Source organism: Rhizobium tibeticum, from assembly GCF_900110205.1.
In the GTDB taxonomy this organism is placed as follows: Bacteria; Pseudomonadota; Alphaproteobacteria; order Rhizobiales; family Rhizobiaceae; genus Rhizobium; species Rhizobium tibeticum.
Genome location: NZ_FOCV01000008.1, coordinates 126,756 through 142,628, shown reverse-complemented (window position 1 = coordinate 142,628; position 15,873 = coordinate 126,756). Strand labels below are relative to the sequence as shown.

General features: G+C 61.4%; 13 protein-coding genes. 11 read left to right on the top strand and 2 right to left on the bottom strand.

Features of this window, described 5'->3' with window-relative positions; translation table 11 throughout:
* Positions 1 to 3 precede the first annotated feature (3 nt).
* Positions 4 to 1,257, top strand: a complete 1,254-nt coding sequence (locus BSG20_RS11310; protein ID WP_072374826.1) for a lytic murein transglycosylase — start codon at positions 4 to 6, stop codon at positions 1,255 to 1,257.
* A gap of 2 nt (positions 1,258 to 1,259) precedes the next feature.
* Here the strand turns inward: BSG20_RS11310 and BSG20_RS11305 are convergent, their stop codons facing one another.
* Both BSG20_RS11305 and BSG20_RS11300 read right to left on the bottom strand, forming a co-directional pair.
* Positions 1,260 to 1,715: a GNAT family N-acetyltransferase gene (locus BSG20_RS11305; RefSeq protein ID WP_072374829.1), complete on the bottom strand. Its 456-nt coding sequence runs from the start codon at positions 1,713 to 1,715 to the stop codon at positions 1,260 to 1,262.
* Between the two features lie 8 nt (positions 1,716 to 1,723).
* Positions 1,724 to 3,355 carry an MFS transporter gene (locus BSG20_RS11300; protein WP_072374832.1) on the bottom strand — a complete coding sequence of 544 codons (1,632 nt, stop codon included), beginning with the start codon at positions 3,353 to 3,355 and terminating at the stop codon, positions 1,724 to 1,726.
* A gap of 226 nt (positions 3,356 to 3,581) precedes the next feature.
* Here BSG20_RS11300 and rimP point away from each other — a divergent pair, with 226 nt between their 5' ends.
* The 10 genes from rimP (at position 3,582) to BSG20_RS11250 (ending at position 15,770) form a co-directional block, all read left to right on the top strand.
* On the top strand, positions 3,582 to 4,187 hold the full coding sequence (gene rimP, locus BSG20_RS11295; protein WP_072374835.1) for a ribosome maturation factor RimP: 606 nt from the start codon (positions 3,582 to 3,584) through the stop codon (positions 4,185 to 4,187).
* Between the two features lie 60 nt (positions 4,188 to 4,247).
* On the top strand, positions 4,248 to 5,852 hold the full coding sequence (gene nusA, locus BSG20_RS11290) for a transcription termination factor NusA (RefSeq protein ID WP_024316277.1): 1,605 nt from the start codon (positions 4,248 to 4,250) through the stop codon (positions 5,850 to 5,852).
* Positions 5,852 to 6,541 (top strand): RNA-binding protein, encoded by a 690-nt coding sequence (locus BSG20_RS11285; protein WP_072374838.1) that lies wholly within the window; start codon positions 5,852 to 5,854, stop codon positions 6,539 to 6,541. Before nusA ends, BSG20_RS11285 begins: the two co-directional genes overlap by 1 nt.
* Positions 6,542 to 6,641: 100 nt before the next feature.
* The gene (gene infB / locus BSG20_RS11280; protein ID WP_072374841.1) at positions 6,642 to 9,380 is read left to right on the top strand and encodes a translation initiation factor IF-2; all 2,739 of its coding nucleotides are present in this window, start codon (positions 6,642 to 6,644) and stop codon (positions 9,378 to 9,380) included.
* 75 nt (positions 9,381 to 9,455) lie between these two features.
* Complete coding sequence (gene rbfA, locus BSG20_RS11275; RefSeq protein WP_024316280.1) at positions 9,456 to 9,866, top strand: 30S ribosome-binding factor RbfA; 411 nt, start codon at positions 9,456 to 9,458, stop codon at positions 9,864 to 9,866.
* Positions 9,867 to 9,878: 12 nt separating this feature from the next.
* A complete protein-coding gene (gene truB / locus BSG20_RS11270) occupies positions 9,879 to 10,811 on the top strand; it encodes a tRNA pseudouridine(55) synthase TruB (RefSeq protein ID WP_072374844.1) in 933 nt (310 codons plus the stop codon).
* Between the two features lie 128 nt (positions 10,812 to 10,939).
* Complete coding sequence (locus BSG20_RS11265) at positions 10,940 to 11,791, top strand: alpha/beta fold hydrolase (RefSeq protein WP_072374847.1); 852 nt, start codon at positions 10,940 to 10,942, stop codon at positions 11,789 to 11,791.
* 157 nt (positions 11,792 to 11,948) lie between these two features.
* Positions 11,949 to 12,218 (top strand): 30S ribosomal protein S15, encoded by a 270-nt coding sequence (rpsO, locus tag BSG20_RS11260; RefSeq protein ID WP_016552226.1) that lies wholly within the window; start codon positions 11,949 to 11,951, stop codon positions 12,216 to 12,218.
* A gap of 317 nt (positions 12,219 to 12,535) precedes the next feature.
* Positions 12,536 to 14,677 (top strand): polyribonucleotide nucleotidyltransferase, encoded by a 2,142-nt coding sequence (gene pnp / locus BSG20_RS11255; protein ID WP_072374850.1) that lies wholly within the window; start codon positions 12,536 to 12,538, stop codon positions 14,675 to 14,677.
* A 76-nt stretch (positions 14,678 to 14,753) separates the two neighbouring features.
* Positions 14,754 to 15,770, top strand: a complete 1,017-nt coding sequence (locus BSG20_RS11250) for a class I SAM-dependent methyltransferase (protein ID WP_072374853.1) — start codon at positions 14,754 to 14,756, stop codon at positions 15,768 to 15,770.
* The last annotated feature ends 103 nt before the right edge of the window (positions 15,771 to 15,873 follow it).

The following is a 15,873-nucleotide window of genomic DNA, read 5'->3' as shown; positions in this document are numbered from 1 at the left end:
AGCATGAACAGGAGCATTTTCGGCCGCCTCTTGATCGCAACGGCGGCGTTGCTGACGCTGTCATGCTCGTCGGTTCTTTCCGCATCGAAAGCTGATGTCGAAGCGCAATTCGAAAGATGGGTGCAGGCCGATCTCTGGCCGGAGGCGCAGAAGAACGGTATTTCGGAGCGGGCGTTTCGCGCGTCCTTCGCGGGCGTCGAACTCAACTGGAGCCTCACCGATCTTGCCCCTCCCGGCTTCCCGCCGCCGAAGCAACAGAAGCAGACGCAGGCTGAATTCTCCTCGCCGGCGCCCTATTTCAACGAGGATCGGCTGAGGCGGCTGGGTGGCACCGGCCGCGGTTTTGCATCACAATATGCCTCGACGCTGAAGAAGATCGAAAGAACCTACGGGGTCCCCGGTTCGATCGTGCTTGCCGTCTGGGGACGCGAAACGGGTTTCGGGGCGGCCAAGATCCCCAACTCGGCGATCGAGGTGCTGGCGACGAAGGCGTTCATGTCGACACGCAAGGAGATGTTCCGCACTGAACTGCTCGCTGCCCTGCACATCATCGATCGCGGCGACGCGACACCAGCCGAATTCAAAGGCTCATCGGCGGGCGCGCTTGGCCAGCCGCAGTTCATGCCGACCAGTTATCTAAAATATGCCGTCGATTTCGACGGTGACGGCCACCCCAATATCTGGACATCGGTTCCCGACACGCTTGCCTCGATCGCCAATTTCCTGGTCCAGAAGGGCTGGCAGCGCGGTCGTGGCTGGGGATATGAAGTGACGATTCCCGATCAGGTTTCCTGCGCGCAAGAAGGGCCGGATCTCGCCAAGCCCGTATCGCACTGGGCCTCGCTCGGCATCGCGCGCATATCCGGCAAGGCCTTCCCTTCCGACGAAGGCAAAGCATCCGGCATGATACTTGTACCGGCCGGCCGCGACGGGCCGGAATTCGTCGTCACGCCGAACTTCTACGTGATCAAGGAATACAACAACTCCGACCTTTACGCGCTCTATATAGGCAACCTCTCCGATCGCATTGCGTACGGCTCCGGCGCCTTCCAAGGGGCATGGGGCGATGTCGGCAAGATGCTGCGATCCGACGTCGCGGCCATGCAGAAGACATTGGAGAAGAAGGGATACGATGTCGGCGGCTCCGACGGGCTGCCGGGCTACAAGACGCGCCGGTCCATCGGCCAGTGGCAGGAAAAGAACGGCATGAAGCCGACCTGCTATCCCGAGGCAACGATGATCGGCAAGTTGAAGTAAGCCTAGAGGTTGCGCTTCAAGCCCTCGTGGCTCGCGACGAACCCCAGCTTCGCGTAGAAGCGGATTGAATCCCTCCGCGATTTGTCGGACGTCAATTGCACCAGACCACAGCCGCGTTCGGCGCAGCGCGCAACTGCCCATTCGATGAAATCGGAGCCAAGGCCCAAGCCACGCGCGTCTCTGGCAACACGCACGCTCTCGATCTGCCCGCGCCACATGCCCGTTCGGGACAGGCCGGGAATAAACGTCAGCTGCAGGCAGCCGATGACACGATCGTCCTCGTCCACCGCGACGGCCAGCAGTTGGTTTGCATCGGCTTCGATTGCCTCGAATGCGGTAACATACCTTGCATCTGGCGGATCCGAGATGACCTCGCGGGGCGCTCCGAGATAATCATCAGAGAGCAGGCCGATGATTGCCGTCAGATCGGAAGGACGGGCGGGGCGAAAGGAATACATGTCTTGCCTCAATGGTGCAGATCGATCGGTGTCTTGTAGAAGACGTCGCTGTCGGGCGGAATGGCCTGGCGTTCGATCAGCCGGTGGACCTGCGGCAGTTGTTCACCGTGGTGAAGCGCCCGAAGCCTTTCGATGTTTTCCGCATCGGCCTGCGTTCGGCGCTGATTGTGCCTGATGTATTCGACCCAGGTCGGCGTGTGGTAGGTCTCCGTCCATCGCCCCGGCTTTTCGAGATCGCGCATCAGCGCCCAATTGCGGGCGCCATCGCGAATTCTGATACGCCGCCGCTCGCCCATCAGTGCCAGGAACTCGTGAACATCCGCATCGGCGATTTCGTAGTCGATTTGGACGACGATCGGACCGCTGCGCGGCGTAATATCGAGGCCGAGCGCCGGCTCGATGAAGCGGTTGAGCGGGTCGAGATTGAGCGAGGCAAAGGCCGGCATGGCAAAGCGCAGCCCGACGACGATGCCGAAGAGCATGACGACGGCGGAGATCAACAAGGTATCCGAGACGCCGTAGCGATCGGCCGCCACGCCCCATAGCCAGCTGCCGCCCGCGATGCCGCCGAAGGTCACCGTCTGATAGAGCGACAAAGCGCGACCAACGACCCAGCGCGGCGTCGACAGCTGGACGATCGTGTTGAAAAGCGAAAGTGCCAGCACCCAGCATGCCCCTGATATCACCAGCCCGGCACAGGTCAGTGCGGCAATCGGGCTAAAAGAGGCAATCGCGGCGCTCAGCGCAAAGCCGGCGAAGGAAATCCGCACGATCGTTTCACTGGAGAAGCGTTCGCGCAGCTGATCATTCAGCATCGCGCCGCCGATCGCACCGATGCCGAAGGAGCCGAGCATGAGACCGTAGGTCAACGGGCCGCCGACAACGAGGTCGATCGCCACGATCGGCAGCAGTGCGAGAATCGAGCTGGCGCTGATCCCGAAGATGAGCCCGCGCAGCAGCACCTTCTGCAGGTTGGGCGACATTGACACATAGCGAAGGCCCGCAAACACTGCGCTGCCAAGCGTTTCCCGTGGCAGGGTAGAGGCCGGGGGGGCCGGCTTCCAGCGAATGAGCGCATAGATCAGTGCGAAGTAGCTCAGCGTGTTGACGGCAAAGGCCGCTGCTGCGCCGGCGGCAGCGACGATAACGCCGCCGATCGCGGGGCCAACGCTGCGGGTGATGTTGAAGCCGACGCTGTTCAACGTGACCGCGCCCGGCAGGTCGCTGCGTGGAACCATGTCGCCGACCGAAGCCTGCCACGACGGATTGTTCAACGCAGTACCGCAGCCGATCAGGAACGTGAAGAAGAGGAGCAGCCAGGGCGAAAGCCAGTTGAAGTAGGCCGATACGCTGAGCAGCGCCGAAACCGCAAGCATGAAATACTGCGCGGTCAGCATCACCCGGCGGCGGTCGAAGCTGTCGGCAAGGGCGCCCGATACGAGCGAGAAGAGCATGATCGGCAGCGCCGTCGATGTCTGCACCAGCGCGACCATATTTTCCGATGCCGTGATGGTTGTCATCATCCAGGCAGCGCCAACCGCCTGGATCAGCCCCCCGAAGTTCGAAGCGAGGCTTGCAAACCAGATCGTCCGGTAGGTCTCGTGCCGCAACGGCGCCAGTGTCGACGAAGTGTATGGCACGATCCCTCCCGATGTCGGTCCCTCTGAGCCAATATATGGCGAAAGATGCCGCTGGCTAGCGCGGGAGCTCAATGGGAAGGTTAGCGATGGAGCTTGCAATTTCGTAAAAACGGGCCTATATCGCTCTCAAATCTTGATCGTATTGATGAAGAGTGGGCCGCAAGGACCCGCTCTTTTTTATTACCGCGATCACCCAAAATGCATGACATTGCTAGGAGCGCATCGCTTGTCGGATCCGACGAAAGCAGACAATGAACTTGAGCCGCGGCTCATCACGGAAACTGGTCTCGACCAGCGTCTTGCCGACATTATCGAGCCCGTGCTTGTTGACCTTGGTTACCGTCTGGTCCGTGTGCGCATGCTCAACCAGAACGGCGCCACCATGCAGATCATGGCCGAGCGCAACGATGGAACGATGGACGTCGAAGGCTGCGAAGAGGTCTCGATGGCCGTTTCTCCGGTTCTCGATGTGGAAGATCCTATCGATAGAGAGTATCATCTGGAAGTGTCTTCGCCGGGTATTGACCGCCCGATGGTGCGGAAGTCCGATTTTGTGCGCTGGCAGGGACATCTTCTGAAGTGCGAAACGTCGATCATGGTCGGCAACCGTAAGCGCTTCCGCGGTAAGATCGTTGCGACCGACGCCGACGGTTTCACGCTCGAGCGTGACCAGGTTTCCGAGGACGAAGAACAGAATATCGTTATTCCGTTCACGGCCCTCGCCGATGCAAAGCTCATTCTGACCGACGATCTGATCCGTGATGCACTGCGCGCCGACAAGCTGGCGAAGGCAGAGGCCGCGAACCAGAACGAAGCGGAAGACGAAGAATAACCGATCAACTTGTGGCTCCAGGGACGGGAACCCCGGACGCCTAGACGGAGAGAAAAGACAATGGCAGTCAGTGCGAACCGGCTCGAACTTCTGCAGATCGCAGATGCAGTGGCGCGCGAAAAGGTCATCGACCGTGAGATCGTGCTTGCCGCAATGGCAGATGCGATCCAGAAGGCAGCGCGCTCTCGCTACGGCACTGAGTCCAACATTCGGGCCGACATCAACCCGAAGACCGGCGAAATCCGCCTTCAGCGCCTGCTCGAAGTTGTCGACAAGGCCGAAGACTATTCGACCCAGATCCCGCTCGAGCTGGCCCGCGACCGCAACCCGGATGCAGCCCTTGGCGATTTCATCGCCGATCCGCTGCCGCCGATGGATTTCGGCCGTATCGCGGCTCAGTCCGCAAAGCAGGTTATCGTCCAGAAGGTTCGCGAGGCCGAGCGTGATCGCCAGTTCGACGAGTTCAAGGATCGCGTTGGCGAGATCGTCAACGGCACCGTCAAGCGCGTCGAATACGGCAACGTCATCGTCGATCTCGGCCGTGGCGAAGGCATCATCCGTCGCGACGAAATGATCCCGCGCGAAAACGTCCGCTATGGCGATCGCGTCCGCGCCTACGTATATGATGTTCGTAGAGAGCAGCGCGGCCCGCAGATCTTCCTGTCGCGCACGCATCCGCAGTTCATGGTGAAGCTGTTCACTATGGAAGTGCCTGAAATCTACGACGGCATTATCCAGGTGAAGTCGGTTGCCCGCGATCCGGGTTCGCGCGCCAAGATTGCCGTGATCTCGAACGACAGCTCGATCGATCCGGTCGGCGCCTGCGTCGGTATGCGCGGTTCGCGCGTTCAGGCCGTTGTCGGCGAGCTTCAGGGCGAAAAGATCGACATCATTCCGTGGTCGCAGGATCCAGCGACCTTCGTCGTCAACGCTCTGCAGCCGGCTGAAGTGGCCAAGGTCGTTCTCGACGAAGATGCAGAGCGCATCGAAGTCGTGGTTCCGGACGAGCAGTTGTCGCTGGCCATCGGCCGCCGCGGCCAGAACGTCCGCCTGGCGTCGCAGCTGACCGGCTGGGACATCGACATCATGACGGAGGCCGAAGAATCCGAGCGCCGCCAGAAGGAATTCAACGAGCGTACCAATCTTTTCATGGACTCGCTCGACGTTGACGAGATGGTCGGCCAGGTACTGGCCTCGGAAGGCTTCGCAGCCGTCGAAGAGCTGGCTTACGTCGATCTCGACGAAATCACCTCGATCGACGGTTTCGACGAAGACACGGCACAGGAAATCCAGACCCGCGCCCGCGAATACCTGGAGCGCCTGGAGGCCGAAATGGACGAAAAGCGCAAGGCGCTTGGCGTTTCGGACGAACTGCGCCAGATCGACGGCATAACCGCTCAGATGATGGTCGCGCTCGGCGAAGACGGCATTAAGACGATCGAGGACTTCGCCGGCTGCGCCGCTGACGATCTCGTCGGCTGGAGCGAACGCAAGAACGGTGAGACCAAGAAGTTCGAAGGGCTGTTCTCCAAGTTTGACGTCTCGCGCGTCGAAGCCGAGCAGATGGTCGTTCAGGCTCGCCTCGCGGCTGGGTGGATCACCGAAGAAGATCTCGCCAAGGACGCGGAAGCTGAAGAAGCTCCCGAGGCCGAGCAGGAAGTATAATGTCCGCGCGGGAGCCGACCGTTTCTCCTGAGGACGACGATCTTGCAGGATATGACGTGAATGGTCGCATGTGCATCGTGACGCGCGAAAGCGGATCGCCGGATGAGCTGATCCGCTTCGTCGCCGCTCCCGATGGGACTGTGGTCGCCGATCTGAAGCGCCAGCTTCCGGGACGCGGCTGTTGGGTCAAGATCGATCGCTCGCTGGTCGACAAGGCGGTGGCGAAGAAGCTCTTCGCCCGCGCTTTGAAAGCGGATGTGAAGGCGGCAGCCGATCTCGGCCAAACCGTTGAGACGCTGCTCGAACAGCAGTTGATGCAGATGATGAACATGGCCCGCAAGGCGGGGCAGTTCGTTACGGGCTCCGCGAAAGTGGACGCCGCAGTCAGGAGTGGAGCGGCGATTGCCGTGTTCCACGCGACGAATGCCGCCGAAGATGGCGTGAGAAAAATCGACCAGGCTCGCAAGGCCTGGCACCTCGGAATGGAGACCGAGGAGGAAATACCTTCCTACCGTCTCTTCTCGGAGAGCGAAATGGAAGGCCTGATGGGCCAGAACGCTTTTATCCATGCTGCAGTGCTTGCAGGGCAGGCGGGTGAGGGTGTAGTGAAGCGCGCAAAGATGCTCGAACAGTACCGCAATGGCGGTCAGTCCCGGGCAGCGGGCGGCGCTGGCCGGCAAAAACAATGATACGGTCACCGGCTTGTCCGGTCCCAACATCATTGATCGACATATTTGATTGACAGGGCCTGATGACGTCATCGCTCCCTGTCCGAAGGAACGGGAACGAATGACCGATAGCAATGACGACAAGACACTGAACGGACCGGGCAAGAAGACTCTGACCCTGAAGCCGTCGGGCATGAGCCAGGGCACCGTGCGCCAGGACATGGGCCGCGGTCGCACCAAGGCGGTCGTTGTCGAGACCCGAAAGCGGCGTCCGATGCGTCCGGAAGACGAACGCCCGATCACATCTGCAGCGCCGGCAGCGCCTCTTCGCGCCGCCGAACCCGCCCGTTCTCCGGCACCCGCGGCACCGGTTCAGGCGCGCGGTCCGCAGGTACCACAGCCGCGCATCCATCAGCCGGGTGGACAGCAGCAGCGTCCGCAGCAGCCTTCATCGCAATCTTCGCGTCCTCAAGATCGTCCGCGGCCGGTTGTCCTGAACCACCTGTCTCCGGAAGAAATGGACGCCCGTCGTCGCGCGCTTGCCATGGCGCAGGTTCGTGATGCCGAAGATGCCGTTCGCCGCGCCGAGGAAGAAAAGCGCCGTGCTGCAGAGGACGCCGCGCGTCAGGCTGCCGAAGCTGAAGAAGCCAAGCAGCGTGCAGAGGAGGAAGCGGTACGCGCGGCCGCAACCGCATCTGCCGCGGCAGTGGCAGAGGCACCAGCTGCACCGGCAGACGCTCCCCGCGTCCAGCCCGCCACGCCGGCAGTACGTCGTCCAGACGCGGCTGCTTCGCCGACCCAGGCACGTCCGGCCCCGGGCGGCGTCGCTGCCCCGGCCGTTCGCGGCCGCCGTGAAAACGAGGAAGAAGATCGTGGGGCACCCCGTGGCGTTCCCGCTCGTGGTCGCGTCGTGCGCCCCGAGCCGGCAAAGCCGGTCACGACACGTCCGAAGACGGACGACGAACGTCGCCGTGGCAAGCTGACGATCGGCACTGCCGGCGTCGACGAGGACGGCACGGCACGCGGTCGCTCTATGGCTGCCATGCGCCGACGCCAGGAAAAATTCCGCCGCAGCCAGATGCAGGAAACCCGCGAAAAGGTTGTTCGCGAAGTCATTCTCCCTGAGACCATCACTATTCAGGAACTGTCGCAGCGCATGTCCGAACGTGCGGTCGACGTCATCAAGTACCTGATGAAGGAAGGCCAGATGATGAAGCCGGGCGACGTCATCGATGCCGACCTTGCGGAACTCATTGCCGGCGAATTCGGCCATACCGTCAAGCGTGTCTCCGAATCCGACGTTGAGCTTGGCATCTTCAATGTTGCCGACCAGGAAGGCGATCGCGTTTCGCGTCCGCCGGTTGTGACGATCATGGGTCACGTCGACCACGGCAAGACCTCGTTGCTCGACGCCATCCGTCATGCCAACGTGGTTGCCGGCGAAGCCGGTGGTATCACGCAGCATATCGGCGCCTACCAGGTCGAACAGAACGGTCAGAAGATCACCTTCATCGACACCCCCGGCCACGCCGCCTTCACGGCAATGCGTGCCCGCGGTGCGCAGGCGACCGACATCGCGATCCTGGTCGTTGCAGCTGACGACAGCGTCATGCCGCAGACGATTGAATCGATCAACCATGCCAAGGCGGCCGGTGTTCCGATCATTGTGGCGATCAACAAGGTCGACAAGCCGAGCGCCGATCCGCAGAAGGTTCGTACGCAGCTCCTGCAGCACGAAGTCTTCGTGGAATCGATGGGTGGTGAAGTTCTCGACGTCGAAGTTTCGGCGAAGACGGGCTTGAACCTCGACAAGCTGCTGGAAGCCATCCTGCTGCAGTCCGAAATCCTCGACCTCAAGGCCAATCCGAACCGCACGGCGGAAGGTACGGTCATCGAAGCCCAGCTCGACCGCGGCCGCGGTTCGGTTGCCACGGTTCTCGTCCAGAACGGCACGCTGAAGCCCGGCCAGATCATCGTCGCTGGCGATGTCTGGGGTCGTGTTCGCGCGCTCGTCACCGACAAGGGCGAACACGTCAAGGAAGCCCCGCCGGCCATGCCGGTCGAGGTGCTCGGTCTCTCCGGCACGCCGCAGGCGGGTGACAAGTTCGCGGTCGTCGAAAACGAAGGCCGTGCTCGAGAGATCTCGGAATACCGCCAGCGTCTCGCCCGCGACAAGGCTGCCGCCCGCCATTCTGGCCAGCGCGGCTCGCTGGAACAGATGATGACGCAGCTGCAGTCCGCCGGAGTCAAGGAGTTCCCGCTGGTCATCAAGGGCGACGTGCAGGGTTCGATCGAAGCGATCGCCGGTGCTCTCGAAAAGCTCGGCACGGACGAAGTCCGCGCCCGCATCGTTCACTCGGCCGTCGGCGGTGTCACGGAATCGGATATCTCGCTTGCCGAGGCATCGGGCGCCGCGATCATCGGCTTCAACGTCCGTGCAAACGCGCAGGCTCGCACTCTGGCCGAACGTCAGGGCATCGAAATTCGCTACTACAACATTATCTACGACCTCGTGGATGACGTGAAGGCGGCGATGTCGGGTCTGCTCTCGCCGGAGCGCCGCGAAACCTTCCTCGGCAACGCCGAGATCCTCGAGGTGTTCAACATCACGAAGGTCGGCAAGGTCGCGGGCTGCCGCGTCACTGAAGGCAAGGTCGAGCGTGGCGTCGGCGTCCGCCTCATCCGCGACAACGTCGTCATCCACGAAGGCAAGCTCAAGACGCTCAAGCGCTTCAAGGACGAAGTCTCGGAAGTGCATTCCGGCCAGGAATGCGGTATGGCTTTCGAGAACTACGAAGACATCCGCGCCGGCGACACGATCGAGTGCTTCCGCGTCGAGCACATCACCCGTACGCTCTGATCGTGTGATATTGGAAATTTGGACGGGCGCCGGATCATGTGAGGCCGGCGCCCGAACCTTTTGAGGCAAAGAAAAATGGCAACAAGACCAACAACCTCCGCACCTTCGCAGCGCATGCTGCGCGTAGGCGAGCAGGTTCGCGCCGCCATCACGCAGGTTCTGCAGCGCGGCGAAGTGCGCGATGACGTGATCGAGAAGACCGTCATTTCCATCTCCGAAGTCCGAATGTCGCCCGACCTGAAGATCGCGACGGCGTTTGTGACGCCGCTCGGCGTGACGGATCATGATGCCGTTATCGGCGCGCTGAACCGCAATGCGAAATACATTCGCGGTCGCCTCGGCCCGCAGCTTCGGCAGATGAAGTACATGCCGGAAGTCCGCTTCCGCGACGATACGAGCTTCGACAATTACAAGAAGATCGACGAGTTGCTGCGCTCGCCCGAGGTCCAGCGCGATCTCGACCAAGGCGATACTGAAGAAGAATAGTAGAAGAGACTGATGTCCAAACCACGTAAACCGAAGGGCCGCCCGATCTCCGGTTGGCTGATCCTTGATAAGCCGGTCGATTTCGGCTCCACCGAAGCCGTTTCCAAGATCAAGTGGCTGTTCAAGGCGCAGAAGTGCGGTCACGCCGGCACCCTTGACCCGCTGGCCTCGGGCATGCTGCCGATTGCGCTCGGCGATGCAACGAAGACCGTTCCCTATGTGATGGACGGCCGCAAGATCTACGAATTCACAGTGACCTGGGGCGAGGAACGCGCAACCGACGATCTCGAGGGCGATGTCACCCAGAGCTCCGACGCGCGCCCGAGCGAGCAGCAGATCCGCGATCTCCTGCCGAAGTATACCGGCGTTATCAGTCAGGTTCCGCCGCAGTTCTCCGCGATCAAGATTGCCGGCGAGCGCGCCTATGATCTGGCGCGTGACGGCGAGGCCGTCGAAATCCCCTCCCGTGAGGTTGAAATCTTCCGTCTCACCCTGCTTGCCTGCCCGGATGCCAACACCGCGCATTTCGAAGTGGAATGCGGCAAGGGCACCTATGTCCGGGCGCTGGCTCGCGACTTTGGCCGCGAACTCGGCAGCTATGGCCACATCTCCGGCCTGCGCCGCAGTTTTGTTGCGCCCTTTGCCGAAGAAACAATGGTGCCGCTTGCCGATCTCGTCGCGCTCGAGGCAATCGAGGACGCGGACGAACGACTTGCTGCACTGGACGCCCTTCTGATCGACACGAGCGAAGCGCTTTCTTCGCTGCCGCATCTCGTCGTCAACGACGACCAGGCGCACCGGCTGAAGATGGGCAATCCGATCCTCGTGCGTGGCCGGGATGCGCCGGTTGCCGAAAGCGAAGCCTACGCCACAGCCCGTGGCAAGCTGATCGCAATCGGCGAGATTGGCCAGGGCGAGTTCCGTCCGAAGCGCGTCTTCGGCTGAGTTTCCAGTACCTCTGGTTTCTTCCGGATAAGGACCGGACCTAACCATAGGTCGCAATTGTCAACCTTTGCAATTTGGATATGCTTCCTGATCTGGGCCGTGGGGCCGTTCAGGTCAGGGAGAAAGTTATGTGCAGAGTTGCAGCCGGCATCCTGATGTTCTTCTCGGCGGTCTTGATGGCCGCCAATGTCCACTCCGCGGAACGCTGGGCGAAGTTGCCAGCCTTTCCGCCGATGCCTCCGGCAAAGACGAGCGGCATGGCCCCCGTCAACGACATCAAAATGTACTATGCCGAGTACGGCGAGGGTGAGCCGATCCTGTTCATCCACGGTGGGCTCGGCAGCGCCGATGTCTGGGGCTATCAGGTCGCCGATTTCGCGAAGGATCACCGGGTGATCGTTGCTGACAGCCGCGGACACGGTCGTTCGACGCGCAGCGAGCAGCCTTTCGGTTATGACCTGATGACCTCAGATTATGTCGCGTTGCTCGATTGTCTGAAGCTCGACAAGGTGACACTCGTCGGCTGGTCGGATGGCGGCATCATCGGCATCGATATGGCGATGAAGAACCCGGAAAGGCTGACGCACGTCGTTGCACAAGCCGCGAACGTGACGACCGACGGCGTCAAATCTGACGCCACGGACGACGAGACGTTCAAGGAGTACATAAAAGCCGCCGGCGAGGCCTACAGGAAGCTGTCGCCGACGCCAAACGGCTATAGCGCCTTCTTCAAGCAGATGGTGGCGATGTGGGGGAGCCAACCTGCCTGGACGGCCGACGATCTCGGCAAGATCAAGGTGCCCGTCACCCTGGCGATCGGCGATCACGACGAGGCTGTCAAGCGCGACCATACCGAGATGATGGCCAAACAGATTCCAGGGTCGAAGCTGGTGATCCTCAAGGACGCGAGCCACTTCGCCATGCTGCAGGATCCTGAGGGTTATAATGCGATGATCCGGGATGCAATGACTGGAAAGTGACGAATCAGCCGTCTGTGGCCATGCCTCTTTCCATCGCGACACATTTGGTTTATACGCAGCGCCAGCATCAGGCAGGGCTTGAATGCATTCGCGGCCAAAGCTGGACGACATCCCGGCTTTTGGCGACCTTATCTCCTCTCATCGAAAGGATTATCCGATGTCGATTACTGCTGAGCGCAAGACGGCTCTGATCAAGGAATACGCAACGTTCGAAGGCGACACCGGTTCACCGGAAGTACAGGTTGCCATCCTGACCGAGCGTATCAACAACCTGACCGGCCACTTCAAGGACCACAAGAAGGATAACCATTCCCGCCGTGGTCTGCTGACGATGGTTTCCAGCCGCCGCTCGCTTCTTGATTACCTCAAGAAGAAGGACGAAGGCCGCTACACCAAGCTGATCGGCAGCCTGGGTATTCGCCGCTAATGATTTTTCGGCGGGCGCTCCCATTGGGACGCCCGCCGGATTTTTTCGGGAAGCCTTTTCCCGATTCCGCCACACGTGGCGGATTGCCCGGCAGACCCGGATGGGCCGGTTCTGCCAAACCAACCGTTGACCTGTCATGGGGCAGGATTGCCGGATGCTTTCGGCCAGAGCTTCAGGAGCTTTGGCCCGGTCTCTCCGGGGCCGTCGATGCAAAGCCTCCCGTTGTCTTGCCCATGATGCGTCACACCGATTGCGGTTGACCGTGCGCGGTGCCTTGGAAGGCGAGGCGCATGTTCCCGCATTGAAGGACAAGACATATGTTCGATACCCATAGTGTTGAAATCGAGTGGGCAGGCCGCCCGCTGAAGCTCGAAACCGGCAAGATCGCCCGCCAGGCTGATGGCGCTGTTCTCGCAACCTACGGCGAGACCGTGGTCCTCGCTACCGTCGTTTCCGCCAAGGCGCCGAAGCCAGGGCAGGACTTCTTCCCGCTCACCGTCAACTACCAGGAAAAGACCTATGCAGCCGGCAAGATCCCCGGCGGCTATTTCAAGCGCGAAGGTCGCCCGTCCGAAAACGAAACCCTCGTTTCCCGCCTGATCGACCGCCCGATCCGCCCGCTCTTCCCGGAGGGCTACAAGAACGACACGCAGGTCGTTGTCACCGTCATCCAGCATGACCTTGAAAACAACCCTGACATCCTATCGATGGTTGCGACCTCGGCAGCCCTGACGCTCTCCGGCGTTCCCTTCATGGGCCCGGTCGGCGGCGCGCGCGTCGGCTATATCAACGGCGAATACGTCCTCAACCCGCATCTCGACGAGATGGACGAGTCGGTGCTCGACCTCGTCGTTGCCGGTACGCACGACGCCGTTCTGATGGTTGAATCCGAAGCCAAGGAACTCAACGAGGAAGTCATGCTCGGCGCCGTCATGTTCGGCCACCGCGGCTTCCAGCCGGTTCTCGACGCGATCATCAAGCTCGCTGAAGTGGCTGCCAAAGAACCGCGCGACTTCCAGCCGGAAGACTATTCCGAACTCGAAGGCGAAATGCTGAAGCATTTCGAAGCCGAGCTTCGCACCGCCTACAAGAACACGCAGAAGGCTGAGCGCTACGCTGCCGTCGACGCTGTCAAGGCGAAGGTCAAGGCGCACTTCCTGCCCGAGGAAGGCGAAGCCAAGTACACGGCCGAAGAAGTCGGCGCGATCTTCAAGCACCTGCAGGCGAAGATCGTTCGTTGGAACATCCTCAACACCAAGAGCCGTATCGACGGCCGCGACCTCGAAACCGTTCGTCCAATCGTTTCGGAAGTCGGTCTCCTGCCGCGCACGCATGGTTCGGCGCTCTTCACCCGCGGTGAAACGCAGGCGATCGTTGTTGCGACCCTCGGCACCGGCGAAGACGAGCAGTATGTCGACTCGCTCACCGGCATGTACAAAGAGCGCTTCCTGCTCCACTACAACTTCCCTCCTTACTCCGTTGGCGAAACCGGCCGCATGGGCTCCCCGGGCCGCCGCGAAATCGGCCACGGCAAGCTCGCATGGCGCGCTATCCGCCCGATGCTGCCGACGGCCGAGCAGTTCCCCTACACGCTGCGCGTCGTCTCCGAGATCACCGAGTCGAACGGCTCGTCCTCGATGGCCACCGTCTGCGGCACGTCGCTCGCTCTGATGGACGCTGGCGTTCCCCTCGCAAAGCCGGTTGCCGGTATTGCCATGGGCCTGATCCTCGAAGGCGATCGCTTCGCGGTCCTCTCCGATATTCTCGGTGACGAAGACCACCTCGGCGACATGGACTTCAAGGTCGCTGGTACGGCCGACGGCATCACCTCGCTGCAGATGGACATCAAGATCGCCGGCATCACCGAAGAGATCATGAAGGTCGCTCTCGGCCAGGCACAGGGCGGCCGCAAGCACATCCTCGGCGAGATGGCAAAGGCCATCACCGAGAGCCGCGGCCAGCTCGGCGAATTCGCACCGCGCATCGAAGTCATGAACATTCCGGTCGACAAGATCCGTGAAGTCATCGGCTCCGGCGGCAAGGTCATCCGCGAAATCGTGGAAAAGACCGGCGCGAAGATCAACATCGAAGACGACGGCACCGTTAAGATCGCCTCTTCTTCGGCCAAGGAAATCGAAGCTGCCCGCAAGTGGATCCACTCGATCGTTGCAGAACCGGAGGTTGGCCAGATCTACGAAGGCACGGTCGTCAAGACCGCCGACTTCGGCGCATTCGTCAACTTCTTCGGCGCCCGTGATGGTCTCGTCCACATCTCGCAGCTCGCTTCCGAGCGCGTTGCCAAGACGCAGGACGTCGTCAAGGAAGGCCAGAAGGTCTGGGTCAAGCTCCTCGGCTTCGACGAGCGTGGCAAGGTCCGCCTGTCGATGAAGGTTGTCGACCAGGCAACCGGTCAAGAAATCCCTGCCGACAAGAAGAAGGAAGAGGCAGCAGCCGAGTAAGCTGCGCCTTCCCAAGTCTTCATGGGCGCGGGATCTTTTTCCGCGCCCTTTTTGTATCCGAGAATGAGACGAGACCATGAGCCGCGAAACCTTGAAGACCCTGTTCCATCCCTTTGCAAGCGGCACCGTCGAAGCGCCAGGCGAGGGTGAGCGCGTGCTCTTCCTTGGCGCCGAGGCAGGTTTTGCCGTGCCGGAGGGCTTTGCCGCCTCGCTAAGCGCCGTGCAGGGCTTCCGGCCGCTGTACCGGCAACTTCTCTCCCAGCGCATCGAAACCACGCCTGAGATCGAAGGCGAGGACTACGATGCCGCGCTGGTCCTCTGCAACAAGCATAAGGGCGAGAACGAGGCCAACATCGCTGCGGCACTTGAGCGCGTGAAGGCAGGCGGCCTGATCGTCATCGCCGGCGGCAAGGAGGATGGCATCCAGTCGCTCCGCAAGCGCATGGAGGGCTTCAGCCTCGAGATCGAGCATATGCCGAAGTATCACGGCGTTGCGCTGTGGTTCGCACGGCCGGCCGATGTCAGCGAGATCGTTGGCAAGTTCGCCAAGCCATCCGTGCGCGTCGATGGCCGCTTCCTGGCCGCCGCCGGCATGTTCTCGCATGACCGCATCGATGACGGCTCGGAACTGCTCGCCTCTCGGCTGCCTGCGGATTTCACCGGCGATGTTGCCGATTTTGGCGCTGGCTGGGGCTATCTCTCCGTCGAACTGGCAGAGCGCTCGCCCGGTGTGGGCCGCCTCGATCTTTACGAGGCCAACCACGCGGCCCTGGAGGCAGCCAAGGCAAATCTGGCGGCGAACTGCCCTGATGTGCCTGCGCGCTTCTTCTGGGCCGATCTGGCGGGCGAGCCGGTCAAGGACAGGTACGACCTCGTCATCATGAATCCGCCCTTCCACGAAGGCCATGCGGCGGAGCCGTCGCTCGGCCAGGCGATGATCAAGACCGCCGCCTCGGCGCTGCGCGGCGGCGGACGTCTGCTTCTCGTTGCCAATCGCGGATTGCCCTACGAGCCGGCGCTGGCTGCGAACTTCAAGGAAAGCGGCGAAACCTGCCGCAATGCCCGCTTCAAGGTGCTATGGGCGAAGAAATAGAAAAGGCGGCAATCGGCCGCCTTCAGACTGCTGACAAACCCGTCGATATTTCGGCGGGTTTTGTTTTTTGCGGATAGGGTTCTTCTGGCTGCAGGATTCTGGC

Bases quoted from the DNA above. Each gene is read 5' to 3' on its own strand.
- BSG20_RS11310 (WP_072374826.1), top strand. From the start codon at position 4: ATGAACAGGAGCATTTTCGGCCGCCTCTTGATCGCAACGGCGGCGTTG.
- BSG20_RS11305 (WP_072374829.1), bottom strand. From the start codon at position 1,715: ATGTATTCCTTTCGCCCCGCCCGTCCTTCCGATCTGACGGCAATCATC.
- nusA (WP_024316277.1), top strand. From the start codon at position 4,248: ATGGCAGTCAGTGCGAACCGGCTCGAACTTCTGCAGATCGCAGATGCA.
- BSG20_RS11285 (WP_072374838.1), top strand. From the start codon at position 5,852: ATGTCCGCGCGGGAGCCGACCGTTTCTCCTGAGGACGACGATCTTGCA.
- infB (WP_072374841.1), top strand. From the start codon at position 6,642: ATGACCGATAGCAATGACGACAAGACACTGAACGGACCGGGCAAGAAG.
- rbfA (WP_024316280.1), top strand. From the start codon at position 9,456: ATGGCAACAAGACCAACAACCTCCGCACCTTCGCAGCGCATGCTGCGC.
- truB (WP_072374844.1), top strand. From the start codon at position 9,879: ATGTCCAAACCACGTAAACCGAAGGGCCGCCCGATCTCCGGTTGGCTG.
- BSG20_RS11265 (WP_072374847.1), top strand. From the start codon at position 10,940: ATGTGCAGAGTTGCAGCCGGCATCCTGATGTTCTTCTCGGCGGTCTTG.
- rpsO (WP_016552226.1), top strand. From the start codon at position 11,949: ATGTCGATTACTGCTGAGCGCAAGACGGCTCTGATCAAGGAATACGCA.
- pnp (WP_072374850.1), top strand. From the start codon at position 12,536: ATGTTCGATACCCATAGTGTTGAAATCGAGTGGGCAGGCCGCCCGCTG.
- BSG20_RS11250 (WP_072374853.1), top strand. From the start codon at position 14,754: ATGAGCCGCGAAACCTTGAAGACCCTGTTCCATCCCTTTGCAAGCGGC.